This window comes from Streptomyces sp. NBC_00057, from assembly GCF_045041165.1.
GTDB lineage: Bacteria > Actinomycetota > Actinomycetes > Streptomycetales > Streptomycetaceae > Streptomyces.
In genome coordinates this window covers 15,234-30,839 of the sequence record NZ_CP108256.1, presented here as the reverse complement: position 1 = coordinate 30,839, position 15,606 = coordinate 15,234, and the positions used below count along the sequence as shown (strand labels likewise).

Annotated in this window: 9 protein-coding genes and 1 pseudogene; 2 read left to right on the top strand and 8 right to left on the bottom strand. The window is 67.2% G+C overall.

Annotated elements, in window-relative coordinates:
- Positions 1-9 precede the first annotated feature (9 nt).
- Positions 10-1,122, top strand: coding sequence for a hypothetical protein (locus OG953_RS00100; protein ID WP_405681781.1), 1,113 nt, complete (start codon positions 10-12; stop codon positions 1,120-1,122).
- A gap of 32 nt (positions 1,123-1,154) precedes the next feature.
- On the opposite strand, the gene tpg is transcribed toward OG953_RS00100, so the two are convergent.
- The 8 genes and pseudogenes from tpg to OG953_RS00060 all read right to left on the bottom strand — a co-directional run bounded on the left by tpg (position 1,155) and on the right by OG953_RS00060 (position 14,714).
- Entirely contained in the window at positions 1,155-1,709 is a 555-nt protein-coding gene (gene tpg, locus OG953_RS00095) for a telomere-protecting terminal protein Tpg (RefSeq protein ID WP_405681780.1), read from the bottom strand.
- A 454-nt stretch (positions 1,710-2,163) separates the two neighbouring features.
- Positions 2,164-2,352, bottom strand: a complete 189-nt coding sequence (locus OG953_RS00090; RefSeq protein WP_405681779.1) for a hypothetical protein — start codon at positions 2,350-2,352, stop codon at positions 2,164-2,166.
- A gap of 46 nt (positions 2,353-2,398) precedes the next feature.
- On the bottom strand, positions 2,399-2,860 hold the full coding sequence (locus OG953_RS00085) for a hypothetical protein (RefSeq protein WP_405681778.1): 462 nt from the start codon (positions 2,858-2,860) through the stop codon (positions 2,399-2,401).
- A gap of 432 nt (positions 2,861-3,292) precedes the next feature.
- A pseudogene (locus OG953_RS00080) lies at positions 3,293-4,933 on the bottom strand (Helicase associated domain protein); the annotation flags it as partial.
- A 233-nt stretch (positions 4,934-5,166) separates the two neighbouring features.
- The gene (locus OG953_RS00075; RefSeq protein WP_405681777.1) at positions 5,167-5,463 is read right to left on the bottom strand and encodes a hypothetical protein; all 297 of its coding nucleotides are present in this window, start codon (positions 5,461-5,463) and stop codon (positions 5,167-5,169) included.
- Positions 5,460-7,682: a Helicase associated domain protein gene (locus OG953_RS00070; protein WP_405681776.1), complete on the bottom strand. Its 2,223-nt coding sequence runs from the start codon at positions 7,680-7,682 to the stop codon at positions 5,460-5,462. Before OG953_RS00070 ends, OG953_RS00075 begins: the two co-directional genes overlap by 4 nt.
- 156 nt (positions 7,683-7,838) lie before the next feature.
- A complete protein-coding gene (locus OG953_RS00065; RefSeq protein ID WP_405681775.1) occupies positions 7,839-10,988 on the bottom strand; it encodes a hypothetical protein in 3,150 nt (1,049 codons plus the stop codon).
- A gap of 192 nt (positions 10,989-11,180) precedes the next feature.
- On the bottom strand, positions 11,181-14,714 hold the full coding sequence (locus OG953_RS00060; protein ID WP_405681774.1) for a hypothetical protein: 3,534 nt from the start codon (positions 14,712-14,714) through the stop codon (positions 11,181-11,183).
- 197 nt (positions 14,715-14,911) lie between these two features.
- On the opposite strand from OG953_RS00060, the gene OG953_RS00055 reads away from it, so the two are divergent.
- Positions 14,912-15,592 (top strand): DUF6308 family protein, encoded by a 681-nt coding sequence (locus OG953_RS00055; protein WP_405681773.1) that lies wholly within the window; start codon positions 14,912-14,914, stop codon positions 15,590-15,592.
- Positions 15,593-15,606: the final 14 nt, after the last annotated feature.

The window sequence follows — 15,606 nt, the reverse complement described above, 5'->3', positions numbered from 1 at the left end:
CCCACCGCCATGCCGCTCACCGTGCCACCGCCGTCCGTCACTGTGGTCCTCGATCCAGGCGACGACGTGATTCACACCCACACCGCCCTGGCCGCCCACCACCTGCCGTCCGGCCGGATCACCCTGCACCCCGGCCCAGGCACCACTAGCGAGACCGGCCTCGCGCACGACCTTCTCGCCGCCTTGGGAAAACCGCCTCTGCTCCCGGGCCGCTTTCCCGGCGGCCGTCAGCCCGCCTGGGAAGCAGCCACTTCCTGGACGGCCGCCCTGCCCGTCACCCGGCTGACCGTCCTGCGCGCCCACCGCCTCACCGCCCGCCGTGTGATGCGCCTCCTGCAGCTACAGGCCCTCACCGGTATCCAGCTGACTCTGGTCTGCCACCGCCCTCACCTTCCCGCTGCTCTGCACCAGGCCCTGCGGACGGCCGACTACTCCGTCACCGCCGACTTCGAGGCAGCCCGCCGCCACTACTACGGCACACCTATCGCCGAACCCCCGCCTGCAGACGAGCCCGCCGGGCCGGCCAGCCGATGGCTCACCTTGCCCGCACTGGAACGCCTCGTCTCCTACGACAGCCCGCGCCCCTGCTCCGTCCCGTGCATGCCGCCGCCGATTGCCTGGCGGCACCGCCCACCGCCCGTGCCTCTCACCACGCACACCGCCCAGCGAGTCGCCCACCGGCTGCACGCGGCGACCGCGCATCCTCGCCTGGCTGCGGCCGTCGCTGCCGCACTGTTCACCGGCGCATCCCTCCAGCAACTCGCCACCGCCCGCCCCCGCGACTACGACGACGCCGCGGCCACGCTCGCCCTGCACGACCGCGCCCGCTACACCGACGGCTGCGCCGCCTACCCCGTACCCGACTGGGCGGGCGTCTTCCTACGGGCCGCGGCCTGCTTCACCCGGCTCGGATCCGGCGAGGACCAGGAACTGCTCGCCGCGCCAGGCGACCGCGGACACCTGCTGCGCATGGCGGAGACGACCAGACTGCGCCCGCCCCAGCCGCCCGCAGCCCGCCGCCAAGGCCCGGCCGGCCGCGTGGAGTGGGACTGGGGCGAGCGGCAGGAAGCCGAGAGGTACGAAGCGATGCCGACCAGTCGCGTCAGGTCCTCGCGACGCTGAACACCCTGACGCGGTCACGCGACGAGGCAGGCTCAGCCGATCGAGAAGTTGGCGAACTCGATGTCGCTGAAAGCGATATGCAGACCGTGGGCCCGGCGGCCCCATTCGCGAAAGTAGGAGTGCCCCAGCGCACGGGCGAGAATGACCGTCTGCTGCTGCTCGCCCGCGCCGGCATCCCGAGCGGCGAACAGTTCCCGGGCTACCTCTCCCGGCAGGTCCTGGGTGATCCATCGCACCCGCGGATCGTCCGAAGACCCTGCCGGCGCGGCAAACCCGAATCGCGCCCTGGTATGGAAGACGAAGCCTTCCGCCTCGGCCTGGGCACGCCGACGGGCCCGTATCCGGGGCTGCCACCGAGCCAGGACCGCTTCCTCGATCGCCTGGACATGCTGCGGACCCGGCGGACGACGTGCTCCGGACTTCTTTGTCACCCACCGCTGCACGGTGCGCTGTGAAACGCCCAGAAGGCGTGCCACCTTCCTCGTGGAGCCCTTCTCGGACCTCATAAGGAAACGCAATGCCGAGGCGCCTGTAGGTACCGGGCGTGTCAGCAGCGCTCGCTCAATTCCGTCACTGATCTCCCCCACGACTCTCTCCCCGGCGCTTGACCCCTATGGCTATCTGAGCTGCCATACCTCCCACAGACGCGGCCACCCACGATCGAGATCCGCCGTACAGGGCACACGATGGGCAAACCTGGGCTATAGACGCAGAACGGGAGACAGGGACGGTGACGGACCGAGGGCAGAGCGCCCCGGTTCGACCCGCCGATTGTCAGTGCTGCGTGGGCGTCTTTGGGTACGCAACAGGGCAACGAGCAAAGTGCTGAGGTGCATGCCATGGTTGTGCGTGCACCCACTGCGCGAGTGCCGTCGGCCCGCACTGGAACGCCTGCTGCGCCTTGTTCGGGCTCTTTGTCGCAAGGCCGCCCGCAGGGCCAGGAGACGGCGACTGGGCGGGCTTGATGCCCAGCACGGTCAGCCGCTCCTGCTGCTCGGACAGGAGCCGCGCCCAGGTGCCCGGCCGCTTCTGCTGCTCCAGTTACAGTCCGATGTCGTCTCCGGCCATGAGGACGCCGGGTGTGATGCCGGGCAGCTGGCCATCGGCATCGGCCAGGTCGGCGAGGACGCGGTGGTGGCGCTGCCAGTCCAGCGGCCAGGGGCAGTTCCAGTCCGGGTCGATAGCGGTGAGCTGCGCCGCGCGCTCCGGGTCCTGCGCTGCCCACTCCAATCCGAGGTCGACGAGGGGCCTTGACCCTGGAATCCTGCTGATGCCTCTACACCGCTGCGCCTCCGAGGATCCTCAGTGAGTACCTCTCGTATGTGCGGTGCAGAACCATCCTCACGGGGCCCGAGACCAACACTCCGCTGACAACGTACTCCCGTTCGATTCCCGTCTTGGTCACCTGCTTCTCGTACAGGGAGTCGGTCTCCTTCTTCGCCCGGTCGAGCCACGAGGACGCCTTGTCATGGTCGATTCCGGCGACGTCGAGACCTGTGCAGGAAGCCAGGAACTCGAAATCGCCTGGTGCCTTCGTACCCGCGGCGCACAGCAGGGAGGACATGTTCTTGTGATCGGCGTAGCCGGCCGACACGGTCATCCCGTTCTTGCCGCGCCCGTGAACGTACGTCCTCATTTTCCCGTCGGGCATCTCCTGCTCGACGGGCTTTTCGAGGCGGACCTTCCAGTCCTTCGCCAGTCCGGTGAGGAAATCGTTCCCGGTGTATCCCGTGGCCATCGTCCTGCCCGGGCTAAGCGTGGCCCTGGTCACCGCATGCTTGGGCAGATCGGAGGCATGCGGCAGGGTCTGTGTTGCGGACGGCTTGGGACGAGGTGCCACTGTCCTCGGCGCTTGTGGCGATGCCACGCCGGGGCTGTCCTGGCCACAGGAGGCGGTTCCCACCGCGCCGGCGACGAGAGTTATCAGTACGACGGGAACGCGGAGGGCAGCCCTTGTCCCGAGCCACTGTCCACCCGAACGCGCCCTCTGGATCTGAGGTATCACCGAGGGCCCACTCCTGCCGGGAACTTGAAGCCGTCCTGGACGACAGCCGCCAGCATTCCGGATAGGGCCATGATTCTCTTGCGCACTTCTCTCATGTGCACCTGCTCTCCGAGGGTGTTGTCTGCCGATGCGGAAGCGACTTGCTATGGAAACCAGCACCGGACGCTACACGGCCCACTCCACCCCGAGCTTCCGTAGTGCGTCGAGTTGTTCGGCGGTGAGTTTGTCTCGCCTGGACTTGGTGTTGCTGTACCAGATGCCGAGCTTGGTCTCGCTTCCGTCGGGCGAGGTCTCCACCGCCTTCCGGGGTACCGGTTGGCCTACGCCTTCCCGCTCCACCCACTGCGCGAGGGCCGTCAGGCCGCGGCGGAACGCCTGCTGTGCCTTGCTCGGGCCCGTCGTCGCATGCGTGGCCGTTGGGCTGGGAGAGGGGGCCTCAGTGGGCTGTACGCCCAGCTTGGTCAGTCGTTCCTGCTGTTCGGTGGAGAGCTGCGCCCAGTTGCCAGGCTGCTTTTGCCGCGTGAGCCATCGTCCGATGTCGTCGCCGTCGAAGACGACGCCGGGGTCGATGTGGGGCAGGTGGCCGTCGGCGTCGACAAGGTCGGCGAGCACCTTGTAGTGCCGCTGCCAGTCCAGCGGCCAGGGACAGTCCCAGTCCGGGTCGATCGCAGCCAGCTGAGCCGCGCGCTCTGCTGCCCGTTCCGGGTCCTGGCCCAGCCCGTTCTTCTGGCCCTTCCGCCGGAGGTTGGCCATCTGCTGCCCGATGGGCACCAGGCCCTCGGCCTCGCTCTCGCCCCACATCGCGTCCTGGCGGGGGGCGAGGTGTCCGGTGGACCGGTGGTAGGAGCGGAGTGCGGCGACTTTGTTCTCCCACGCTTCGTCGCCGGGCTCCCACACCATCCCGGCCTCGTCGAGCAGCGTCTTGCGGTGGGGGCCGAGTTCACCTGCGCGCAGCGCCTTGCGCTGCTGGTGGACCCACCGGCCCAGGGGGTAGCCCTTCGTCACGCCGACGGGGGTCTCGGTGTCGTACGGCACGGCGTACAGGCCGACGATCCCGTTCTCGGTACGCCAGCGGAGCAGGGCCCGGTAGCCCTCCAGCCAGACCAGGGATTCGGGCCGGATGACACGGCAACGGGTCAGGGCGGCGATGTCAGCCGCGTCGCGGGGGGAGGCGAAGTTGACCACGACCGAGGCGACCCGGCCGACCTCCTGCTGCGCCTGGCTGGTCTCCTCAGGCACGTCCCCGTTCTCCGGGCCGGCCGCGGCCGCGGGGGAGGGGCGGACGTGGATGCGCCGGCGTTCGGCACCGCGGGTCAGGGCGTGGGAGGCGAGCTGGTCGACCATGCGTTCGGAGTGCGAGCGCAGGGCTTGGAGGATGTCGACCAGGGGCTGGTAGCTGGCCGAGGCGACCATGTCCTTCGGGTCCTCCCCGGGCTGCAGGAAGACCGGGATGATGATCCGCGCCGTCTTCACTGTGCCGTCGGGGTTGGGCCGCAGAGCGCGTCCGATGTTCTGGACGACGTCGACCTGGGAACTGCGCGAGCCGACGATGCACACCGCTTCGACTCCGCGTAGTCCGGTGATGTCGACCCCGACCCCGAGCGCCCGTACCGAGGACAGGAACGCCCGGTGCACCCGCCGGTTCCGGGCGTCGATCCCGTTGGCGAACCGGTGGATCACCGCACGCCGGTGCGCGATGGGATGCTCCCCGCACAGCCAGTCCGCCCACACCCGGTCCGCAGGCACATGACGGCCCTCCTCCAACTCGTACAGCCCGGCGCCGATCGACGACGCGGGCAGCTCCTCCGTGCGATCTCTCGGTTTCGGGACAGTGGTGGTGAGAGACAGTCGGCAGTGGTGTGTTGTCTCTGGGCAGCGGCGGTTTCGGGATGGGGTTCGCTGTCTTGGAAGGGAGAGATGGTGTGCGTGCCTGCTGTCACCGGGCGATAGATGTGCAGGTCGGGCGCTGGCACGAAAGCGAGAGTTCTTACTCGTCGGCTGCGACCCGCGCCCGCCAGTTGATCGTCCTGCCGGTGCTGCTATTCGGTATGTGACGTGTGGGTGGTGATGTGGATGTACTGGACGTCGAGTTGGTTGGCGATGTTGTCGAGGACGTCGGCGAGGCAGCGGACGGTCACGGGCTCAAGGCTGATTCCTGGTCCGTTTTCCGTGGCCAGTACGGGGATGCCGTCGTGCGCGCCGACTTGCCAGGAGCGGGCGATGGACCGCAGGAGCGCGGTGACGTGTTCCGCGGGAACGGTCAGGCGCCCGTCGGGCTCGACATTGACCTCAGGTGCCGCGAGCTGCGCTTCGTGTCCCTCATCCCGAAAACTCATGCCGCCCATTCCACGCCGAGTTCGGCGAGGGCGGTGCGCTGCGGGTCGGTCAGCTTGTCCCTCCTCGCCTTGGTGTTGCTCATAAATACGCCCAGTCGGAAAGAGACCGGTTCGGCCTCGCTGTCGACCGTGATCTCTTCGCTGTGCCCGCGCGGGACGCTGGTTTTGCCCTCCCGCGCGATGTACTGCGCCAGGGCGGCTACGCCCCGCGTGAAGGACGCAGACGCCTTGGCCGGGCCACTAGCTGCGCTCTTCTTGGTTGGGGCCGCAGCGGGCGTCACGCCCAGCTGGGACAGCCGCTCTTGCTGCTCGGTGGACAGCTGCGCCCAGGTGCTCGCTTCCTTTTGCCGCGCGAGCCATCGTCCGAGGTCGTCGCCCTCGAAGAGAACGCCGGGCTGGATGTCGGGCAGGACGCTGTCGGGTTCGTCGGTAGCAAGGTCGGCGAGGACGCGGTAGTGGCGTTGCCAGTCCAGTGGCCAGGGGCAGTTCCAGTCGGGGTCAACCGCGGTCAGCTGTACTGCTCGGGCCGTGGCGCGTTCGGGGTTCCTTCCGAGGCCGTGCTTGCGGCGGAGATTGGCCATGTGCTCCCCGACCGGGGCCAGCTCGCTGTCGGCGTTGCCCCATACGGCGTCGCGCCTGGGGGCGAGGTGGCCGTGGGCGTGCCGGTAGGAGCGCAGTACGGCGAGTTTGTTCTCCCAGGCTTCCTCCCCGGGTTCCCACACCATGCCGGCGTCGTCCGCGTCCAGCAGCTTCTTGCGGTGGTCGTCTAGCTCTCCGGCCCGCAGCGCTTTGCGCTGCTGGTGGACCCAGCGCCCCAGTGGGAATGCCTTCGTGGCGCTCACCGTCGTCTCGGCGTCATAGGGCACGGCATACAGGCCCTCGATGCCGTTGTCGGCCCGCCAGCGGATAAGGGCTTGGTAGCCCTCCAGCCACACCAGTGATTCGGGCCGGTACACCCGGATGCGTAGGAACGCCGCGATGGTGGCCGCGTCGCGGGGGGAGGAGAAGTGCAGCAGCGCCGACTCGGCTGCCGCATCAGTCCCGTCCTTGTGTTCCTGTCCCTCGCTTGCGGCTGCGCTGCCGGCCCGGACGATCCGCCCGTCCTCGTCGCGGACCAGGTGGTGCAGCTTGGCCCGCGGCTGGCGCGACAGCGCCTGCGACGCGAGCTGGTCGACCATGCGCTCCGAGTGACTGCGTAGGCCTTGGAGCACGGCCACAAGGGGCGCGAACGAGGCGGAGGCGACCATGTCCTTCGGGTCCTCGCCCGGCTGAAGGAAGACCGGCACGATGATGCGCGCGACCTTGGTGGTGCCGTCCGGGTTCGGGCGGAGCGCGCGGCCGATGTTCTGCACGATCTCCACCTGCGAGCCGCGGGTGTCGGCGAAGCACACGGCCTCCACGCCCCGCTCGCCCACGATGTCGACGCCTTCGCCGAGGACGCGAACGCTTGCGAGGAAGGCGCGGTGGACCCGCCGGCCGTCAGCGTCCACACCGTTGGCGAACTGCTTCAGGGTCTCGCGCCGTTCGGAGACGAGGTGGTCGCCGCACAGCCATGCCGACCACACCCGGTCCGGCGGGACATGGCGGCCAGGTTCCAGCTCGTAGAACTCAGCGTCGATCGTCGAGGCGGGCAGGCGCTCCGCGTTGGCGATCGCGGCGTCGGACGCCTCGGCCGCATACAGCTCGGCCGCCGTCTCCGGCAGCCTCGTAGCGAACGCGGCGGCCTCCTCCACCCGCTGGTGGAAGGTCATCACGGTCTTGAGGTTGTGGCGCGTGGCATGCTCCAGGAGCGCGGCCTGGAGTAGCGCGAGCCGACGCCCCCTCAGCGCTTCCTCGGACAGTCCGAGGACCGGGTCCGGATCCCGAACTTCTAGAACATCAATCTCAAAACCTGCCAAAATACCCCGCTCGATGCTCTCCGCGAGCCCGAGCTCGAAAATCCATTCGCCGTACGGGCCTGCCAGATCACTGAGCATGGAGGCGATCTCCAGCTCCTCGCCGCCGACGCCCTTCTGGGGGCGCGGCGCGGCCAGGATCCGCGGGGTCGCGGTCAGGTACAACCTGAACTCGGCAGGGATGCGGGCGTTGTCGTGGATCGCGGCCCACGGCCTGCCAAGATCACCTGCGGTTCCGTGGGCTTCGTCCGTTTTACCGACTCTAGAAGTGATCGGGATGTCCCTGAGCTGCTTCGATGCGTCGCGGACATGTTCGCGACGCATAGATTGAGGTGAGACTGGCAGGTGCCGACGACGCGCCCCCTGCCGTCGTTGCCCTCAGCCTTCAGAGCTGGGCAGAGACCAGCCAGCGCGATGGGCACTGTGTGACTGGACAGGTGTGTTTTGGCGTGCCCAACTCTGTGGCGGCCAGTGTCGTGTTCATGGGATACGCGCGGTGGCTTGGCGGACGCGTGCGCTGTTGTCGGTGCGGAGTCGTTCGGTGATGGCTTCGTACTTGAGGCGTTCGCCTGGGGGGAGTTCAGCGAGAATGCGGGCCAGGTTGTGGCGGACGCTGGTGTCGGAGTCCTTGGCGAAGACGCGTGCCAAAGACGGATCCCGGTGATCGGCGCGGCCCCAGCAGATCACGGCAGTCTGCCGCACGAACTGTGTGGGGTGGGTGGCCGTCAGAGACGTCGGCGCGGGGGCTAGGCGGTCGAGTGCGAGCACGGTCCGTGCTTGCAGCCAGCCGTGGCCTCGTTTTTGTTCGGGATGGGTCAGCAGTGGGAGCAGGCGCTGTTCGACGCGTATGGCTTGCTCAGCTGTAGTGGCGAAGACGGCGGTCGCGTGCAGGATCTCTGCGGGCAGACGCCAGTCTCCTCCAGTATTGATCTTGAAGCGGCTCAGGGGGTGCTGGGTGCGTCGGTCGAAGGCGTCGGCCGGGTGCTCTCCAGGATTTGAGTACAGACCCATGAGCCGTTCGAACATGTCGTCTCGCACAGGCGTCGGCAGGGTTTCAGCGAGGATGGACAGCGCGTGAACGGCCTCGGAGCGTCGGTCGGCTGTGTCGTTGCGGTCTTCGGCCCACAACAGCAGGTGTGCTGCGACGCGTTCATGCAAGAGTCTGGTCGGCTCACCTGTGCCCACGGTGCTCTGGTCGTCGCACGCTATGAGGAACGCCGCGCACTGCCGCGCGGTGGTTCCCATGTCATAGAAGGGGCGGACGGTCCCGACCGGTTCGGCCAGCACGGTGTCGGCCAGTTCTCGCGCGGTCTCAGCGACAGACGGGTCGTCCACCCGCCAGCCGGCCAGGAGGGCCGTGGCCCCGCGGTGTCCCTGCTGCGCCCGTTCGCGTACAACTGGCACGGCCGCCGGAAGGTGGGCATGGAGGCTGGCAAGCAGACCCTCAGCGCCTTTTACGTCGAGCTTCCATGCATCCAGCAAGGCTTGGATGGCCTGGTCCGCTACGGGCAGTTCGGCCTTGATGCAGGCACTGAGGAAAGCCAGCATCTGTTCATCGATGTACCGGGAGGTGTTCGGCTCTCTGGGAATACATTCAACCAACAGGGGCAGCACCTGTTGCGCTGACGCCGCTGGCAGTCGCTCATCGAGCGCTCCAAGCGCTCCGAGAGCCTGCATGACCGGATGGATGCCTGCCAGCCCCGACTGCAGGCCCGTGATGACGATGTCCGTCAGGCGGGCAGCGATGCCTGCGACAGCATTATCAGGAATGAGATCCGCCTGCTGGCCGATCACCGTCGCGGCTGCGCTGCATACCCACCGTGCACGCACCTCCAAGAGGTCACATACATCGAGAAACTCGGGGACCGATTCGGCGGCGGAGCGCGCGTCCTTCCTGCGGCCGGCAAGGACGAAGTGACGCACGGCGTGTTTCGTTTCTCCGGCGCGGTTGAAGACTTCGCCGTAGCGTTGGTGGGCGAGGATCTCGTCCGTCAGTGCGCCGGAGATCCGGTCCTGCCACAGCCACTGGTGCGAGGCCCGTGAGGCGTCCGGCAGTCTGTTGTCGACCAGGGCTTCCAGCGCGCTGACGGCCGGGTTGAAGGAGAGGTCGATGAGTCGCGCGCCCTTAACGCCGACCGTGCGGGCCGAGAGCATGGCCTGGGACGATTCTCTGAATCCGACGTTGTACTGGTCGGACAGAAAGGCGATGGACCGCAGGGCGTGCCGGGCGTCGCCTCCCAGGCCCTCTCGGGTAGCGGCCAGTACAGCGCGTCGGTAGACCTCGATGGCTTCGCTTCCGAGGTCTGCAAGGGCCAGGGCGCGTCCGCGGCGCATGTGCACCAAGACCGCGAACCGTTCCGGTATGCGACCGCCCAGAGCGCGCCGGTCGAGGTCGGCAAAGGCGTCTTCCGGGCTCTGTCCGGCTCGTACGGCCAGGTCCGCCAGACAGCACTCCAACCGAATCCGCAAAAGCCCTGTCTGAGAGGTAACAACCTCGGAAGCTAGATCAGACAGGCCCGCCGGATGATCGTCGGGGTCTTCGTCGACAACGATCTGCTCGATTACCGCCAGCACCAAGCGGGGTGCCAAGGGATCGCCTGCCTGCACCACAGCCACAAGCGCGGTGGTCACCGGCGCGAGGTCATATCCGTGCTCGAACCAGTCCGCCAGCGCCTTCAAGATCACGTAGATGTCGGGTGCCGTGTCGCCAGCGTCGGAAGTCAGCCGCTCCAGGCGCTCATTCATGAACATGCGATCGCCGGCCTCGTAGCGGTCGAGCATCAACCTAGCCGCGACGGTGAATGCTGCGCTGTCCTGCCCTGCGGATGCCAGCAGGTCGCGCTGCCGAGTACGCAGCTGGCCGGCATGCCCGGTGAACGAGGCCTGTTCAAGTTCATGCGCCAATTCTCCGAAGAGCTCGGCAGCCGGCCCTGGCTCCGTCTCCGCGAGTTGCTGAGCGCGGTGTAGGGCGTCCGCCAGGCCCAGGTGCTCGAGCGGATCGTTCAACAGCGCGTAGCCATGCGGCAGGGACGGAACCGGAGGCGTCTCCACCCCGCAGAATGCCTTGGCCCACTCTGGACCGAAGACGCCAGCGACAATGTGCGGGCGTTCCCGCAGGAACCGGGACAGGGCGCGTGCGTCGTACAGATCAATCTCTATGTCGCCCTGGTACTTCTCCTGCAGGGCGACAAGCTCGTCTTCCACAGCAGTGTCATCGACGAAGCACCCCGTTGCCAGAACAAAATGCACAGCGTCGAACCGCCGCTCGGACCATCCCTCATCAGAAGTCGTAGTGCGGGGTGGACCGGTGAAGTCGGTGACGGCCGCACGGAGTGCAGGCGCCGACAGGGACACGATCCTGCGCACCTGGTAGACGTGTGTCTGACCTTTCCGCCTGCCGATGAGGTCGAGTCCGCCCTGGTCCTGTCCGGATCGGCCGTAGCCACGGATGTCGTTCATCCCGTCGACAAGCCACATGACCTCGCCGACCACGCGCTCGAACACAGGCGGGGACAGCTCGCCGAAGGGCAACGCCTCGGGGGCAGAAAGGGGCGGGCTGAGGGGTAGTTGACTCCGCCGGCTAACAAGCGCACTGAGACGGATTTCCTCCAAGGGCATTTCAGTAGCCATCCTGCACTCCTTGCTCGCCACCGTCCTGCCGGCGTCTCGCAGTCGTTGAAGTGTCTGCCTTGCGGTTGAACTGGGCTTTCGCACTGGTATATGTGCGTAGTGTGGGTGGGGGTGCCTGCGGGATGTCGACGTCGCTCAGAGGCGTCGGCGCCGATTTGGGGTGCGGTCGTTAAGACGGACGCAGCTTCTTTGTCAGAGCTGCTCGGATACTGCCTCTGGCCAGGACCAGGTGCCGGTGGGTCGCCCGTCAGGGTTCCGTCCGTAGCGGTAGCTGGCTCGAGTGCTGGGTGGAGCAAGACGAAGGAAAGTCGTGAACAGCCCTGCGTTTGCTATTCGGTGTAGGAGGTCGTCGCTTTCGGGCAAGCCGTGAGCCGTGTGTAGTTGGTACACCAGCTCTGCGTCGCGCTCGTTGGGCACAATAGGAGCGGCTGAGCACGCGCGCAGCAAGTTGGTGATGTGCTGGTTGACGGCAGAGTGGTTCAGGGCCTGCAGTACGCGCAGTAACTGGGCCAGGCTACGGGCTTGACGGGGATTCCCGTGGACGGCGATGTTACGGCTCATGAGGCGGTCGATGGCCTCAGGAACGGCAGCTTGCTGAAGTTGCGTCAGCAGTTGCGCCACTGCTGCTGGGTCATTCAGGGGGAAGTGGGCTGCGGCTCGCAGTGCCAGGTCGCGAGCGGTGCAGTGAGCGTTGAGGCGACGTAGTTCGTGGACGAGGTCATACAAGCCGACCGGGTCGGTGAGATCCACCTGGCTGATCGGGTCGCGCCGCAGGAGGGCACCGACGGTCTCGTGTGCCAAGAGGTGTTCCAGCTCGCGCAGCAGGGTGCTCAGCGCTTTCGGATCACCGAGCTGCACGCTGTCGCCGGGGCGGCGGTTGAGCAGGATTTCGGCGGCGGTGTGATGGCGGGTGTTCTCCCTGAAGGCGCGCAGGGCAGCAGCGACGATCGCCGGATCGGTGAGAGGTAGCGCTTCAGCTATGCGGCGCGCGAGGATCTCGAGGGGGCCGAAGGCCCGGACCTGCTTCAAGACGGGCAGCAGGCGGAGCGCGTCAGTCGGCGACGCCAGGGCGGCCTGTTGGGCAGGGTTCAATGACAGCAGAACTCTAATCGCTGTTTTCTGCCCGGCTTCCTTCAGCTGGCGCAACGTGTCCGCGACCGCTTTGGGGTCCTTGATCGTGCTGTCGGCCGCTGTGCGCTCAGCCAGAGCCCGAGCGGCCTGTGAGTCGGCAGTTTGCAGCGCTTTGAGGAGACTGGTGACGGGGCCGGGATAGCTGGCCGGTAGGTTTTGCAGCAGCGCAGCGATGACCTCGGGTGGTGCCGGGGCGAGTAGTAGTTCGTTCAGCAGGGAGGCCACTGCTCCTGCTTCGGTGAGGTCAAGGCACGACATATCGGTGCGCTCGAGCAAGACGCGGGCTGCCCAGGGAGCTTCTGCTCTGCGGAGGGCCTTCAACAGGCCCGCGAGCGTCCGAGGATCGTCCAGCGGCTCGTGTGCGGCAGCGCGACTCGCCAGTTTGCGTATGGCATCAGTCTCGCCGGCGTTGCGCAGGGTGCGCAGCAGGGAGGCTACGGCATCGGCATGTGTGGTCGGCACTCCCTCGGCGGCTCTGTGAGCCAGACCGTGGAGGACGGGTCGTGCTGCTTCCTCAGGTATCTGGTGGAGCTGATGCAGTAGTGCGGCGAGGCCTTTCGGATCGTGCAGAGCGGTCTGGCTGACGAGGCTGCGGCTTAACAGAGTGCCGCGCGCAGAGATCGGCAGCTCCCGGAGCAGGACTGCCAGGACGCGAGGGTTGTCCAGCGGCGCATGACGGGCCACCCAGTCAACGACACGCTGCCCGCCGACAGGCACGGCAACCGCTCCGTCCCCCAGACGGCGGGCGGCCTGGACGCTGCCCGCCTGTACGGCCCGGCGATACAGGCCAGCTGCCATCCGGTACAGCCCCCGGGTCCGTGCAGCCTCGGCCAGGCGGGTGAGATCCTGCGGATCGCCGACGTGATCGGTGAAGGCTTCCCACAGCGCGGCAGGGCCCAGACATCCCTGGCGATGAAGCCGGGCGTGCTGGTCGAGGTATTCGTCGGGTTCATAGTCGGCTAGCGGGCTCCCGGAGCGCGTCCGGACCTCGTACATGGCTGTCAGCGCACGGTTGACGTCAGTGCGGGTACCATCCTGGCGCTCGCCAGCGCAGACCGCGCGCAGCGCGGTACTCGCCCAGTTAGGATCCCCTGGCCGCTGCCTGTCGGTGAGGTAGCCGTCGGCGGCTGCGGTGATCAGCGCCAGCGGCAGTGGCTCATGATGGCCGAGACGCCGAGCATCGATTGCCGCCGTGAGCACTGCGAACTCCGTCGGCCGGAACAGATTTCCGCTTGTATAGGCGTCCACCAGCTCCGGGCCGAGCGTCAGGCGCTGCAGCACGCGGCCATCATCGCTGCCCGCGTCCAGCGCGTACACCACGCGATCAGAATCTTCGGCCTCTCGTGCCAGATCCCGCAATGTCTGCTGCTCCCGGGCGGTGAGGTGATCGGGTACTCGGATCCGCTTGGTGTGTGGGCTGCTGAGCAGGTGCCGGACTTGGGCATAGGCTCCAGGCGATCCTGACGAAGTGGCGTAGGTGTCCCAGTACTCGGCCCATAAGGTGCCCACCGCCAGCAGCCCCGGACCTTGGCTGAGAGTCTCCTCCAGCAGCACGGCAGCCCGGGAGCCCATCTCCCCGTCCAAGAAGCGCTGCGCCTCATCCAGCCAAAGCACCGTTCGCACAGGCAGCGGCGGCCCCGACAACAGTTCCACCAAGTCCTGTGCCCTGTTTGGCCGCGCCACCGACCATTGCGGGGCCATCCGCAACAGCGCCTCATACACCGTCCGTGTCTTTCCCGTCGTCGACTCGCCTGTCAGCACAGCGAACACTGAGGCGTGGCCAGCTACTGCGGGTTCCAACGCGTCACGCAGCTCCACGTCGTGTGCGCGCATCATGTACGGCGTCAACTCCGGCGTCGACTGGCGTGGCTGCCTCCCCGGTGAAGCAGAAATGGAGTGCACTCGCAGTTTCAGAGGATCACACGCCTCTACCGATGACCAGTCAGAACCGCGCGGCGCCTGGCCTCCGGCAACCGCAAATGAATGCTTTGCGGCACCACTCGCGGCAGGCAGGTCCTCGGCGGTCAGAGGACGGCAGAACACTTCCATGGTCGCTGGACCGAAGTAGCGGCGCACAAGATGCGGCACTTTGTGCAAGATATCTGACAGCTGCTGTCGTCCCCACAGATCGATTACCAGGTCGCTGTGCCGCTTCCGCAGGACTACGAGCTCCTCATCGATCTTGGTGTCGGCGACGCTGGCGGTGGTCACCACGACAAGGCGGTGCGCTCCGAAGGGGCGGCGTCCACCGGCGTAGGAGGATACCGCTTTGCGCAGGTCAGCAGTGGTGAAGGTTGTGTAGCGCTTAGCTTGGTACACCGACGTAGGCTTGCCGTCAAAGAACGCTACGACATCGATGCCCTGCTGATCCTGGCCAGGCCGCCCGTACAGCCGGGCTTCCTTCGCCTGCTCAACCTCGAGAGCCAGCGCCGCCACCAGATGCTCAACCGCTTCCCAAGCGAGTTCGTGCGTGTTGAGCAGCAGGGGCGCGGTGGTGGGCAGGGGAGAAGGCAACCGCGCTGCAGAGGACGCCAGAGGACGATCCGGTCCCAGAATCTCCCAGCCTTCGTCCTGCTCGGCCTTGACGCTATCCACCCCGGCATCTCCTGTTTCCACCCAGCAAGAAATATCATCCACGCTCCGCGCCTGGCGCGCTGTCGGCGACTTCCGCCTGCGGTGAAAAAGCGTGTGAGGGGGCCGAGTTGATAAAGCTGACCACTGCAGGCGAATCGGATAGTCATGGCCACTGAGCAGTTCACCGCCCGCCCGATGCCGTCCAGGAACCGGAGCCGATGATGTCCCCGGTTGATCTTCCGAAGCCGTTCGCGGAACGGCTGCGCGCCTTCATCGCCGATCCTCAGGCCGTCGTGGATCTGCGGCGTTACTTCGGTATCGGTCTGCCGCCCGGAGCGGCGGCGTTCACCGGTAGCCGGTTCGAGCATTTGGCGGGTGGGGGAGATCGGCCGGAGGTCGCCGACCGGATCATGGCGGAGGACCTGATCGCGGTGCAGACGCTGTCGGTGACCGTTCCGGCGCCTGTCGCGCTGGACATCTTGGAGGGCCCACTCGGCGCGCAGCTGTCCGGTCTGCTGCACGCCATTCCCAGGGACATCGACATGACTGATGCCGATATATCGGTCTTGGCCGACGGCTCGCCGGCGGACCAGGCCTGGCAACTGCTCGAAGATCAGCCCGATGTCGGCTGGGTGATCGCGGGGAAGCTCCTGGCCCGTAAGCGTCCGCGGCTGCTGCCTGTCTACGACAAGGTGGTGCGCTGCGCTCTGGGCCGCCCGCGTCCTTCGTTCTGGCTTGCCCTGTATGCCGCGCTGCGCGAGGACGACCGCGCCCTGCACCGCCAGTTGCTCGCGCTGCGCCAGGTCGCGGGGGTGCCGGAGGCGGTGAGTGCGCTGCGGGTATGCGATGTGGCGGTGTGGATGGGGCACCGGGCGGAGGGTCACGCCTGTCCTCGCTGACTTCGGCAGCGAAG

Coding starts and splice junctions, on each gene's coding strand:
- OG953_RS00065 (WP_405681775.1), bottom strand. CDS start 10,988: ATGGCTACTGAAATGCCCTTGGAGGAAATCCGTCTCAGTGCGCTTGTT.
- OG953_RS00085 (WP_405681778.1), bottom strand. CDS start 2,860: ATGGCCACGGGATACACCGGGAACGATTTCCTCACCGGACTGGCGAAG.
- OG953_RS00055 (WP_405681773.1), top strand. CDS start 14,912: ATGATGTCCCCGGTTGATCTTCCGAAGCCGTTCGCGGAACGGCTGCGC.
- OG953_RS00070 (WP_405681776.1), bottom strand. CDS start 7,682: ATGCGTCGCGAACATGTCCGCGACGCATCGAAGCAGCTCAGGGACATC.
- OG953_RS00075 (WP_405681777.1), bottom strand. CDS start 5,463: ATGAGTTTTCGGGATGAGGGACACGAAGCGCAGCTCGCGGCACCTGAG.
- OG953_RS00100 (WP_405681781.1), top strand. CDS start 10: ATGCCGCTCACCGTGCCACCGCCGTCCGTCACTGTGGTCCTCGATCCA.